General features: G+C 33.9%; 10 protein-coding genes. 6 read left to right on the plus strand and 4 right to left on the minus strand.

Annotated features, from left to right (window positions below):
* Positions 1-105 precede the first annotated feature (105 nt).
* Complete coding sequence (locus tag FA045_RS10490; protein ID WP_136877031.1) at positions 106-2,673, plus strand: zinc-dependent metalloprotease; 2,568 nt, start codon at positions 106-108, stop codon at positions 2,671-2,673.
* Between the two features lie 143 nt (positions 2,674-2,816).
* Positions 2,817-3,224: an EVE domain-containing protein gene (locus FA045_RS10495; protein WP_136877032.1), complete on the plus strand. Its 408-nt coding sequence runs from the start codon at positions 2,817-2,819 to the stop codon at positions 3,222-3,224.
* A 1-nt stretch (position 3,225) separates the two neighbouring features.
* On the opposite strand, the gene FA045_RS10500 is transcribed toward FA045_RS10495, so the two are convergent.
* Complete coding sequence (locus FA045_RS10500; RefSeq protein ID WP_136877033.1) at positions 3,226-4,422, minus strand: cation:proton antiporter; 1,197 nt, start codon at positions 4,420-4,422, stop codon at positions 3,226-3,228.
* Positions 4,423-4,457: 35 nt separating this feature from the next.
* Complete coding sequence (locus FA045_RS10505; RefSeq protein ID WP_136877034.1) at positions 4,458-4,979, minus strand: acyl-CoA thioesterase; 522 nt, start codon at positions 4,977-4,979, stop codon at positions 4,458-4,460.
* 696 nt (positions 4,980-5,675) lie between these two features.
* Between FA045_RS10505 and amyA the strand changes: the two genes are divergently transcribed.
* The gene (amyA, locus tag FA045_RS10510; protein ID WP_136877035.1) at positions 5,676-7,148 is read left to right on the plus strand and encodes an alpha-amylase; all 1,473 of its coding nucleotides are present in this window, start codon (positions 5,676-5,678) and stop codon (positions 7,146-7,148) included.
* Between the two features lie 82 nt (positions 7,149-7,230).
* Here amyA and FA045_RS10515 read toward each other — a convergent pair whose 3' ends face one another.
* Positions 7,231-8,496, minus strand: coding sequence for a type IX secretion system plug protein (locus FA045_RS10515; RefSeq protein ID WP_136877036.1), 1,266 nt, complete (start codon positions 8,494-8,496; stop codon positions 7,231-7,233).
* A gap of 90 nt (positions 8,497-8,586) precedes the next feature.
* Positions 8,587-10,500: an ABC-F family ATP-binding cassette domain-containing protein gene (locus FA045_RS10520; protein WP_136877037.1), complete on the minus strand. Its 1,914-nt coding sequence runs from the start codon at positions 10,498-10,500 to the stop codon at positions 8,587-8,589.
* A 315-nt stretch (positions 10,501-10,815) separates the two neighbouring features.
* On the opposite strand from FA045_RS10520, the gene FA045_RS10525 reads away from it, so the two are divergent.
* From FA045_RS10525 to FA045_RS19065, 3 genes are all read left to right on the plus strand, one after another.
* Positions 10,816-11,931, plus strand: coding sequence for a thioredoxin family protein (locus FA045_RS10525; protein WP_169305045.1), 1,116 nt, complete (start codon positions 10,816-10,818; stop codon positions 11,929-11,931).
* Between the two features lie 62 nt (positions 11,932-11,993).
* On the plus strand, positions 11,994-12,404 hold the full coding sequence (locus FA045_RS10530; RefSeq protein ID WP_136877039.1) for an Rrf2 family transcriptional regulator: 411 nt from the start codon (positions 11,994-11,996) through the stop codon (positions 12,402-12,404).
* An 87-nt stretch (positions 12,405-12,491) separates the two neighbouring features.
* The gene (locus FA045_RS19065; protein WP_225871319.1) at positions 12,492-12,785 is read left to right on the plus strand and encodes an NAD(P)-dependent oxidoreductase; all 294 of its coding nucleotides are present in this window, start codon (positions 12,492-12,494) and stop codon (positions 12,783-12,785) included.
* Position 12,786: the final 1 nt, after the last annotated feature.

The following is a 12,786-nucleotide window of genomic DNA, read 5'->3' on the forward strand; positions in this document are numbered from 1 at the left end:
TCGTTTCAAAAATATCTGATATGTAACTACAAAGTTATGGTATATAAATGTTTAAACATTTATAGTGAGCTATATTTACAGTTCAATTAACTAACTGAAAATTACATGAAAAAAAATTTACTTACCGTTTTATTAGCGGTTGGTGTAATAACTGTAGCAAATGCTCAGGTTAGACCAACTGGTGGTGGAGCTGGTTCAGATTCTACCAGAAGAGCTGGTAGCGCATTAGGATCTGGAGTAACCGCTCAGCCTAAACCATACGCAACCGTAATTACAAATAAAGCCGTTACCCGCAAGGGAATGATTACAACACACAAAATCGAAGACAAGTTTTTCTTCGAAATTGCTGACACATTGTTAGGTAGAGATATTTTGGTAGTTAACCGTATTTCTAAATCAGGTGCAGATGTGCGTGCGGCACAGGGTTATGCTGGCGACCAAATTGGTAGTTCAGTGATCCGTTTCGAAAAAGGCCCAAATGACCGTATTTTTTTACGTAAAGTGAGTTTCAGAACTTATGGAGCTGATAGCACTACAGCCATGTTTCAATCTTTGAACAACTCAAATATTCAGGCTATTGCCGCTTCATTTAACATTGCCGCTTATTCGCCAGATAAAAAAGCTAGTGTTATTGATATGACTGCTTATTTAAACAGTGATAATGAAATTTTATATTTCAGTTCTCCTGCAGCTAAAACAAGATTTAGATTAGGTGTGCAACAAGCAGATCGTAGCTATATTTTAGGTGTACGTAGTTTCCCTACAAATGTAGAAATCAATGTAGTGAAAACCTATAGTCAAACAGCAGCAGCTTCTCCATTTGGAAGTGGTGCGCCAGCTGGAGGCGGCGGTGGAGCAGCTAGTGGAGCAGCTACTATCGAATTAAATTCATCTCTGGTAATTTTACCAAAAGTACCAATGAAAGCAAGATATTTTGATAACCGTGTAGGTTATTTTGCAGTTGGTTATACAGATTTTGATTTAAATCCTCAAGGTGTAAAAGAAATTGAACTGGTTAAGAGATGGCGCTTAGAGCCAAAACCAGAAGATATGGCTAAATACAAAAGAGGTGAGTTAGTTGAGCCAAAAAAACCGATCATTTTCTATATCGATCCAGCAACGCCGAAAAAATGGGTGCCATATTTAAAAGCTGGTGTTGATGATTGGGCTAAAGCATTTGAAAAAGCTGGTTTTAAAAATGCTGTAATGGGTAAAATAGCACCAACAAAAGAACAAGATTCTACATGGAGCTTAGATGATGCACGCCACTCAGCAATTGTATATAAACCTTCAGAAATTGCCAACGCAAGTGGTCCAAGTATTTCAGATCCTCGCTCTGGCGAGATTATGGAAAGTCATATCAATTGGTTTCACAATGTGCAAAAATTAGTGCATGATTGGTATATGATCCAAACTGCAGCTGTAGATCCTAGAGCTCGTAAAATGACTTTTAGTGATGAATTAATGGGCGATTTGATCCGTTTTGTATCATCACACGAAGTTGGACATACTTTAGGTTTACGCCACAATTATGGTTCAAGTTCTACTGTGCCTGTAGAAAATTTACGTAACAAGAAATGGGTAGAAGAATATGGTCATACACCTTCTATAATGGATTATGCTCGTTTTAATTACATCGCACAACCAGAAGATAACATCAGCAAAGCTGGATTATATCCTCGCATTGGCGATTACGATAAATGGGCGATAGAATGGGGATATAGATATTTCCCGGATAGCAAAACTGTTGCATCTGATATGAAAATATTAGATAAAATGACAACTGAATCTGCCAAAAATAGACGTTTATGGTTTGGTACAGAAACTAACCCAGATGATCCGCATTCGCAAAATGAAGATTTGAGCGACAATGCAATGGTTGCTAGTGATTATGGAATCAAAAACCTTAAAGTTATTTTAACAAACTTACCAGAGTGGACTAAAGAAACTGGCGAAGGTTATGAGAATTTATCTACAATGTATGGTCAATTAACAACGCAATTTGGTCGTTATATGGGCCATGTAGCTAAAAATGTTGGTGGTATTTACGAAAACCCAAAAACAGTTGATCAAACAGGGTTAATTTATGAGCGTACACCTGCTGCAACTCAAAAAGCAGCAATGGAGTTTTTAAATAGACAACTTTTTACAACACCTAAATGGTTGGTAAATCAACCTATTTTAGATAATATCGATCAAAATCCACTTGAAGTTGTGGCTAGGTTACAAGGTTCTACATTAAGTCGTTTATTAAGTAACAACACCATGAGTAAATTAGTAGCTGCAGAAGCTACAGACGGTTCTGGTGCTTATAAAATAACCGATTTATTTACAGATTTAAATAATTCTATTTTCACAGAATTAAAATCTACTAGTGCAATAGATGTATACCGTCGTAATTTGCAAAAATCTTATGTAGATAGATTAATTACGATCATTAATCCTCCAGCAGCATCTGCAGCTAGTCAGATTATTACTGCTGGTAGAGGCGGTGGTGCTGCTCCAAGTGGTTTAAGCGCTTCACAAAGTGATGTAATGTCTGTTGTTAAAGGTCAGCTTCGAGATTTAAATACGAATATTAAATCTGCTTCAAATACTCAATCAGATTCGCTAAGTAAATATCACTTAGCAGATTTATCAGATCGTATTGAAAATGCTTTAGATAAAAAATAACATTAAACGTTAAATTGTTAAATCGTCTCAATTAATTTTGAGGCGATTTTTTTTTAAACTTCATCAAATGATTTCTGCAAGAACCTTAAAAAGTAAATCAAAAATTAATCTAAAATCGTAAATTCGAATTCAAATAAAATAGCATGAAACATTGGTTAGTAAAGAGTGAGCCTTTTAAATACAGTTGGGATAAATTTAATGAAGATGGCAGAACATTTTGGGATGGCGTAAGAAATTACCAAGCTCGTAATAACCTCAGAGAAATGAAAGAAGGCGATTTGGTTTTGTTTTACCATAGTAATGAAGGTAAAAATGTAGTTGGTATCGCAAAGGTGGTTAAAGAAGCTTATCAAGATCCAACAACTGACGATAAAAATTGGGTTGTTGTAGATTTGGTTCCTGTGCAAGCATTAGATAAATCAGTTTCATTAGAGCAAATTAAAGCCGAAGAAAGCTTAAAAGATATTTCGCTGGTTAGGCAAGGCCGATTGTCTGTTATGCCTTTAAAAGCTACAGAATTCGATAAAATTTTAGAAATGGGTAGCGAATAAATTAGATTTCTAAAATCTCATCAGCAGATTTCCCCTTCTTACTCATGAGCAAACCAATGCTCATGATAAGGCTTGAGCCAAGTACTACCACAAATAAAAATGCTGTAGTAATTTCAGGCAACCTTAAGTTAGCTGGTAAATTATAGTATAAAAGTATGCTAATTAATCCTCTGGGTGTTACAAAGCCTTCTGGTAAAACATGGTCTTTTTTAAATATCAGTAAATAAGCAAACCTAATTATATAAATACTCATTAAAATAAGTAAACCATTTAAAATGATTCCCTGATTATCCAGTTCGTAAATGTTAATTGTAAAACCAAAAATTACAAAAAAGAAAGTACGAATAATAAAAGCAGTTTCTGCAGATAATTGATGCAGCTGAACCAAGTCTCTTGATAAGTTTTTGTACAGAAAAATGGTTTTAAACCAAGCATATTTTATCGTATCTGCATTGTTTAAAAACAAACCAAAAGATAAAATTAATATCAACGAAGATAAGTGGTAAGATTGGCCTATGGCATAAACTAAAATAAGTATCGAGATAATTAAAAAGAACTTAATGTGATGGGAAATTTTGCCCATAATATAAAGCAACACCACACAAGCAATTACAGAAACCAACAAAATAAGTGCTGTACTAAAACCTAAGCTCGTAAAAGAACTTATCGAAATATGAGGATTTGAAACCGCAAAATTGAATAAGATAATGCCTAAAATATCAGAAAATGAACTTTCATAAATAATAAATTCTCTCGTTTTTTTAGCCAAGCCAGCAACTGAAGGAATAGCAATTGCTGAGCTAATAACGCTGAACGGTATGGCGTTTACAAAACACAGATACAGCTCTGCGTTAGTAATTTGATGAATAATAAAAGTAATGATAGATACCGTTGACAGCAACATGATCAGTGCAGCAAAAAAAGCGCCTTTTATTACTTTGTTTTTGGCTTTTTCGTACTTTAATTCTAATGCCCCTTCAAAAACAATTAAAATTAAACCTACAGTACCAAGTGTTGGTAAAATGGTTAAAAAGTTAAAGGTTTGTATATTAAAATTATCAACCAATAAACGCAATCCAATACCCGAAAAAAGTAAAAGCAAAACCGATGGCAATTTGGTTTTACTAGCCACAAGATCAAACAGATAAGAGAAAATTACTAAGCCACTTAATATGATTAGTGTTGTATATGTTGTCATTTACTCACGCTGCTTTACAAAAAGTTGATATTATATTATTCCTTAAAAAATAAAGCTTTTAGTTCGTTTGCGTCATTTGGCTCCATTTTGCCAGCCAAAATTAAACGCAACTGTCTGCGGCGTAAAGCACCACTAAACAATTCTTTTTCGTCTTCAGTTTCGGGTGTTAACTCTGGCACCGGTATAGTTCTACCGCTTTGGTCTACTGCTACAAAAGTGTAATAAGCTTCATTGCTTTTGGCTCTTGTGCCCGATGGTATATTTTCTGCCCAAACATCTAACCTAACTTCAACCGATGTATGAAAAGCCCTTGTTACCTTAGCCTCAATGGTAATTACATCACCTAATTTAATGGCTTGTTTAAATGAAACATTATCTACAGATGCCGTTACCACAATTCTATTGCAATGTTTTTGAGCCGATATAGCTGCAGCAATATCCATCCAATGTAATAGCCTGCCGCCCATTAAATTGTTTAAAGTATTGGTATCATTGGGTAATACCAATTCGTTCATTATCGTAAAAGAATTTTTAGGATGTTTTGCTTTAATACTCATAGTTGCTGCGAAAATACGTAAAATAGAGGGTGCTTTATGTATTTTTTAAACAAATTTTATGTTTTTGCAGCGCAATTATAATGCTATTTTAAAGTTAGTCCTACTTTACGTTTCAATCTTTTTGTGCCGTTCTATTGTGATTAATCGATTGGCAGTAACACAAAAAGTATTTACACTACAATCAGGGCTGAAATTAAAGATTGTGCTATTAAACCCCTCATAGTAGCACAATAGAAGTTAAATAAACCTGATCGAAGCGAGCACGCAATGGCATTTAGTTTAGCTTTAGGGCGTTCGTCATTGCGATGGAAGTGCAGCGACGAAGCAATCTTTCATACAGTTTTGCAACTTAATGGCCTAAATGCAGAAAAGATTGCTTCGCTCTGTGAAAACAGAGGCTCGCAAAGACGAACAATAATACTTAACTTAATGACAGTGAGCGAGCACGAGCCCGAATTTTAGGGAGAGTAAAGCGTAGAGCAGAACTGAAATTGCCGATGTAAAACAACTCTTGCTTTTCAAAAAAAAATAAAAAATATTTTGAAAGATGAGTTACTAATGCATTCGTCAAACATAAAATTGAAAATTATTGATTAGTTTGCTAATTGATTTGCGTAACGCTATTCTTTATTTAAAAAAACCGAAACATAAATTTTATTTTTGGGTTATACCTACTTCAATAATTAATTTTCTGAAATGAAAAATCCAACGCTCATCCAATATTTTCATTGGTACTACAACGAACCAGATAATTTGTGGACAAAAGCTGCCAAAGAAGCATCGAATTTAGCCGAAATGGGTATTACTGGAGTGTGGTTTCCACCAGCTTATAAAGGCACAAACGGTGGTTATTCTATTGGCTATGATACTTATGATTTATTTGATTTAGGCGAATTTGATCAAAAAAACAGTCAAAGTACAAAGTATGGAAGCAAAGAAGAGTATCAAAAAGCAATTGATGAATTGCATAAAAACCAAATTACTGTTATTGCCGACACTGTTTTTAACCATAAGGCAGGTGGCGATGAATTGGAAAAAATAAAGGTTAGAAAAGTTAATGAGACCGATCGAAACGAATTTATATCTGATGTAATTGAAATTGATGCATGGACAAAATTTACTTTTCCGGGTAGGGCAGGGCAGTATTCTGAATTTATTTGGGATCATAAATGTTTTAGCGGAGTTGATTATGCGGAAAATGATCAAGAAACGGCTATTTATGCCATCCAAAATGAATATGGCGAAGGTTGGGAAGATGTGCCTTCTCATGAATTGGGTAATTATGATTATCTGATGTTTAACGACATTGATTTTAGAAATAGAGCTGTTGTAGAAGAGCTGAAATATTGGGGTAAATGGTATTTCGAAACTTGTAAAATTGATGGTTTTAGGTTAGATGCAGTAAAACATATTCCTGCAGAATTTATTGCAGAGTGGATTGATTTTATGAAAGCTGAATGCGACAAAGATTTATTTATTGTTGCAGAAAATTGGAATATTGAAAGTGTTGATGAGCTTGAAAAATATATTGAAATAACTGGTGGAAGAACTCAGTTGTTTGATTCGTTGTTACATCATAATTTTTATTTAGCATCTCAAGCCGGACAAGAATATGATTTGAGCACTATTTTTAATGATACTTTGGTGCAAAGAAACCCATTATTAGCAGTAACTTTTGTTGATAATCATGATTCGCAACCTTTGCAAGCGTTAGAATCGTTTACCGAATTTTGGTTTAGACCTTTAGCTCATGCCATGATTTTATTGCGTGAAGGCGGTATTCCTTGTGTATTTTACACCGATGTTTATGGCGCCGAATATGAGGATGATGGTCAGCAAGTTGAATTAATTGGTTTACAAGAATTACCACAACTGTTAAAAATTAGAGAAACCTTAGCTTATGGTGAGCAAAAAGATTATTTAGATCATCCTAATTGTATTGGCTGGACAAGAACTGGTAATGATGAATTTGAAAACTCAGGCATTGCCGTATTAATGACCAATGGCGAAGAAGGTTTTAAACAAATGGAAATAGGTGCGCAATTTGCTGGCAAAACACTTATAGATTTACTAGGTAAACGTAGTGAAGAAATTGTAATAGATGAAAACGGAGTTGGAGAGTTTTTATGTGCTGCTGGTAGTGTGTCGGTTTGGGGAGTTAAGGCGTAGATTAGTTCATTAGTCATTAGTTCATTGGGTTGGAAGTTTAAACTAATGAACAATTGAACTATTGATACCAATGAACAATAAACTAATTCCTAACTGTACTTAAATTGCTAAACCCAACTAACTCATCCCAACGAGCGCCAGGTTTGCGGTAATACACCATAACTTGATAAGAGTTGTCTGTTTCAAAAAAAGATCCCTCAAAAATAGTGTCATTATATTTTCCATCCTCATCAACCCAAACATATTTATAATCGTATAAACCTTGTTTAAGTTTTATATTTTGGTAAAAACGTCTTCTACTTGGTTCAAAATCGAGTTTACTATTTTCATCAAGAATATAATTATTAAATCTGCCAACTACATAAGCATTGCCTTTTGCCGTTGGTGGATTTGCATTTAAGCTAAAAAGTACATCGGCGTAATCACTATCGGTTACATTATCCCTACCTTCTTGGTTACGAATAAAGAAGTTTCCATTTTCATCAATCTGGTTACTATATCTAGCATTGCCAAAAGGTTGGTCGGTAACTAAAATTACGTTAATGGTAGTGTCTCTGTAAAAATCTTGCACATGCTCGCCTTTGTATCTAAAATTTCTGGTGTCAAATTTTCTATACTCATTGCCGCCCCAAAACTCGTTTAAATTGATATCGTTATAAACCAAAGAATTTGGTTTAACAAATGTTGGTTTAGTATTTAAAATTGAAGTCTGCGGATTGTTGTTTTGCATCACAATTGCTTTAATCTCCATATTCGGATTAACAATATTCATGGGATGAAAAATGGTGAAATTAACTTTCTGCTTAGTGGTTCTAAACTCAACACCGCTACTTGGAACTATTTCTACACCAACATTTACCGCATTATTGGTTATATATAATCTTTGCGTTAAAATCACTTTGTTTTGGTTGTTGCCCTCGTAAACTTTAAGTAAATAGTTGCCTGCAATTTTAGGTTTTATTTGCTCATTTGGTAATTTAAGTTCGTAATGAGTAAATTTTTGTAAAGTGTTAAAAGAAAAACGATACTTAAAAATGATATCCTCATCAAATGTTTCTAAATAATCTAACTTATTAATGCGTGATGGTTTCCAATCATAAGTGCAATGCTCAATGGTGTAGTTATAGTTTTTATTTCCACCTTTTAAATCGTCAAAAGCCAAAGTAATAGTTTCGGCAGATTTTAAAATGATAATTGGCAGCGATTGTTCTTTATCAGTTTTATAACATTCAACTGTTTTAATATTTGGTTGATATACTTTGTTGTCGTAAACTAATTGCGCCGCTGCATTAATGCCTGGAAGTATAATTAAAAAAGAAAATAAAAACAGATTAACTAGTTTTCTCATATTGATTTAAGCAATTTTATTACGCTATCAACCTCTTACTTTAAAGAAATTTGGTAAGCCCTCCCCTCTGGGGAGGGTTGGGTGGGGCTTTTATCCTTCCAATTCCATTATTTCACTCGCCAATTCTTCCCAAGTTTTTTGGGCGTGGTCTAGTAAAGCTTTTTCTGCTAAGTATTTTTTATTGGCTTCTGCTAATTTATGCTGATTAGAAAAAATTTCCTCTTTTGCTAAATCTGCTTCAACCGCCTTTACGCTAGCTTCAAAAACAGCAATTTCCTCTTCTGTTCTTTTCAGCTTTTCGTTTAATTTTTTTAGTAGTTGTTGCGCATTAGCCGGAGCTGGTTCAGCTGGTTTTTTCTTTTCTTCAGTAGTTGGTTTAACAGGAATTGGTTTTGGCGTTGGGATTACTCTTTTGCTATTCCATTCTTCATACTCAGCATAAGTTCCAGGATATTCTTTAATCTTTTCTTCTTCAATAAACCAAATTTTGTTAGCAACATTATCTAAGAAATACCTATCGTGAGAAACAGAAATAAAAGTTCCTTCGTACTGCTGTAAAGCCTGAATTAAAATATTTACCGACTGAATATCCAAGTGATTCGTTGGCTCATCTAAAATCAAAAAGTTCGAATCTGTTGTTAAAGATTTAGCCAAAGCTACCCTCGATTTTTCTCCTCCAGACAAAACCTTAATTTTTTTGAAAACATCATCTCCGGTAAATAAGAAACAGCCTAAAATACCACGCAGTTCTGTATCACTGTGTTTAGGTGCAAAAGCTTGCAACTCTTCTAAAATGGTATTTTCTAAGTGTAATGATTCCAGCTGATGCTGCGCAAAAAATGTGGTGGTTACATTATGCCCAGTTTCAATTTTTCCTTGAGCAAAACCTTCAGCTCCGGCAATCATTCTTAACAAAGTAGATTTACCTTTACCATTGGCTCCAATTAATGCAATTTTATCACCTTTTTCAATCAAACCATCAGCATTTTCCAAAATATCAATATTCGGATAAGCTTTAGTTGCATTTTCTACCTTAATTACGTGTCTGCCACTTGGTTTAGAGAATTTAAAGCTAAAGTTTACCGTTGGGTTATCATCATCAACATCTTCTACACGCTCCATTTTATCTAAAGCTTTCATCCTCGACTGAGCCATTTTAGCTTTACTCGCTTTAGCTTTAAAACGCTCAATTAAACGCTCTTCTTGCTTAATTTTAGCTTGTTGGTTTTTAAATTCACCTTTTTGTATTTCGCCACGTAAACCCTTTTCCTCTACGTAGAAAGAATAATTTCCTGCATAAACAGTTAATTTTCCTTTTCTAGATTCAACGGTTTTACGCACAATTTTATCTAAGAAATACCTATCGTGAGATACGATAACAATTGCCCCTTCAAAACTACCCAAATATGTCTCTAACCATTTAATAGACGGTAAATCCATGTGGTTGGTAGGCTCATCCAGCAATAAAATATCAGGAGTTTGTAAGAGTATTTTAGCCAACATTACACGCATACGCCAACCTCCAGAAAAGGTGTTTAACGGGCGGTGTTGGTCTGCAGTGCTAAAACCTAAACCTGCTAAAATTTCGTTTGCACGGTATTCAATGTTATAACCATCCAAAGCCTCAAACTCTTGTTGTTTGTCGCTCAGTTTGTATAAAGTTTCTTCACTGTAGTCTGTTTCAATCTTTTTTAGCAGTTCTTCAATTTCATCATGTAAATGGTTTTGGCGCTCAAAAGCCTCCATTGCCACGTGTAAAATAGTATGGTGAGATTCGTACGAAAGCAAATCTTGGTTTAAATAGCCAATTTTTAAATCTTTCGCCATCGAAATACTGCCCGATGATGGCGCATATTCGCCAACAATTATTTTTAGTAAAGTAGACTTTCCGGTACCATTGGCGCCGATTAGTCCAACTCTGTCTCCTGGTTTAATGTGCCAGTTGGCTTCGTCGTATAAGGCTCTAGAGCCAATTTGGAAGGTTAAGTCGTTTATAGAAATCATTTGGGTGCAAAAATACGATTTTTATTGCCGTTTTTTAGGATAAGTTTTTGAAAACGAATGGCAGTAAATTATGGCTAAATCAGCCCCGTTTTTCGCTACAATCTTTTGTTTTTTCCGTCATTTCGAGCGCAGCGAGAAATCTGTTTGTTTTTGCTATTTACTAACCTTCGCTGTTGGCTAAAAAAACAAAAGTATTTTCGCTGCAACCGGGTTTATTTAACAAAGGTAAAGTGTAGTTATTGAAGTGTAAGATGTAAAATCGTAGCAAAATATGTTATGCAATGCTTATATTTAAGGAAATAATAAATGCAGCGAATGAAAAAGATAGTTATTCTTCTACTGATGCTTACGCCACTAAAGAATTTTGCAGTAGAGTTTTTTAATGGAACTTATGCCCAAGCGCTGCAAAAGTGTAAAGAAGAAAATAAATTACTGTTTTTAGATTTTACAGCTGTTTGGTGTGGGCCATGCCATACAATGGAAATAGAAGTGTTAAATGATCCAGATGTTTCTAAATATCTTGATGAAAAGTTTGTGGTTTTAAAGTTAGATTTAGATGAGCCTGATACATATTATTATCGAGAAAAGTTTAGTGTAAATGGTATTCCTGATTATACGATTATAAATTTTGAGGGAAATCAACTTGCCAAACATTTGGGTTCTTGTTCAAAAAAAGAATTACTTGTTTTTTTTAATTCTATCGAGAAGAGCAAGAGATTAACAATAGAACAAATTGATGAAAAATTAAATGAGTTAAAAAAGATATATGACGAAAAACCAAACGCCCAAAGTTTATATGTCTATTTAAATTTTCTATTGAAATATAAACAAGATGGTGCCTTAGCAGTTAAGATTTACAAAGATGCGACAGCAATTAAGAAAAATAATATAATTCAAATTCCGAAATTGTTGGCCCATTATTTTGCACAGAATAATGATGAAAATTCATTTAAAAACTTAGTAGATTTTATGAGTGAAAAAGGTGCGGGACAATCTTTAATTTCTGCTAGAGCGCTCGCTTTTTATGAATTTTATATTGCTAAAAATGATATTAATCAAGCAAGAAAATATTTAGATGAATACCTTGATATGCTCACTGAAGATAAAAGCTGGGAAGATGTAAGTGTAAGAATTATGAGGATAAAAAACTTTACTTATACTTATAAACAATATTCATGGGGAGTTAAAGCATTAGAAAAATTGAAAGATAATTATGCAGGCGCTTACGCAAATAAAAAAAGACTTCCTATAACTGGACATCTTTATCAGTTAGCACTCATGAATTATTTAGATGGAAATTGTGCTAATACTCAACAAAACATAATTGAATACAAAAAATATCAGAGCGGGTTTAACCATCTTAGCGCTTATAATACCGAAAATGAGAAGATGATGGAAAGGATGACGGGATGCAATGAAAAAACTAAATAAAATTTCTTTTTGAAAGTTTAAATATTCTCATACCTTTGTACTGTAATAAAAATAATTACAGAATGAATAACGGAAGATTTGCCATCGCTTTGCACATATTAACTTTGCTAGATAAAGCTAAAGGCGAATTATTGTCTTCTGCATATTTAGCGGGTAGCATTAATATTAATTCGGCAATGGTACGCAAAGAGTTAAGCAACTTACGCGAATACGGATTTGTTGAAAGCAAGGAAGGTAAAAACGGTGGTTCAATATTAGCTATTTCTGCAAATGAAATTACATTAGGAGAAGTTTATCAAAGCGTTAGGCAACTTTCCCTTTTAGGAAACCAAAAGAATACGCCAAACCCAAAATGTCCCGTTGGGAAAAATATTAACGAACATTTAAATAATTTATATAACGATACAGAATTAGTGCTGATTGAACAATTGAGCAAGCAAAGCTTGGCAGATTTCAGTAAAAAATTCGGATAACTTTTTTTTAATATAAACTGTAATAAAATTAGTTACACTATAAACATAAATTCAATCATTCAAAATTCAATCAATTAAAATTAAAATATGAAAGTAGCAGTAATAGGAGCCACAGGATTTGTAGGCCAAAATTTAGTGAATGAACTAACAACTCGTGGGCATGAAGTAATCGCGATTGCTCGTAACGTAGAAAAAATTGAAGGTAGTAATGAAAAATTAATCAAGTTAGCAGTTGATGTTTTAGATACTAAAGCATTGGCGGCGGCATTAAATGGTGCCGATGCAGTTGTTAGTGCATTTAATGCTGGTTGGACAAACCCAAATCTTTACGATGATACCATAATAGGCGCAACAGCTATTCAGGAGGCGGTTAAATTGTAAG

Origin of the sequence: Pedobacter cryotolerans, from assembly GCF_005116475.1 — a bacterium.
GTDB lineage: Bacteria > Bacteroidota > Bacteroidia > Sphingobacteriales > Sphingobacteriaceae > Pedobacter > Pedobacter cryotolerans.

Bases quoted from the DNA above. Each gene is read 5' to 3' on its own strand.
- FA045_RS10490 (WP_136877031.1), top strand. From the start codon at position 106: ATGAAAAAAAATTTACTTACCGTTTTATTAGCGGTTGGTGTAATAACT.
- FA045_RS10495 (WP_136877032.1), top strand. From the start codon at position 2,817: ATGAAACATTGGTTAGTAAAGAGTGAGCCTTTTAAATACAGTTGGGAT.
- FA045_RS10500 (WP_136877033.1), bottom strand. From the start codon at position 4,422: ATGACAACATATACAACACTAATCATATTAAGTGGCTTAGTAATTTTC.
- FA045_RS10505 (WP_136877034.1), bottom strand. From the start codon at position 4,979: ATGAGTATTAAAGCAAAACATCCTAAAAATTCTTTTACGATAATGAAC.
- amyA (WP_136877035.1), top strand. From the start codon at position 5,676: ATGAAAAATCCAACGCTCATCCAATATTTTCATTGGTACTACAACGAA.
- FA045_RS10515 (WP_136877036.1), bottom strand. From the start codon at position 8,496: ATGAGAAAACTAGTTAATCTGTTTTTATTTTCTTTTTTAATTATACTT.
- FA045_RS10520 (WP_136877037.1), bottom strand. From the start codon at position 10,500: ATGATTTCTATAAACGACTTAACCTTCCAAATTGGCTCTAGAGCCTTA.
- FA045_RS10525 (WP_169305045.1), top strand. From the start codon at position 10,816: ATGAAAAAGATAGTTATTCTTCTACTGATGCTTACGCCACTAAAGAAT.
- FA045_RS10530 (WP_136877039.1), top strand. From the start codon at position 11,994: ATGAATAACGGAAGATTTGCCATCGCTTTGCACATATTAACTTTGCTA.
- FA045_RS19065 (WP_225871319.1), top strand. From the start codon at position 12,492: ATGAAAGTAGCAGTAATAGGAGCCACAGGATTTGTAGGCCAAAATTTA.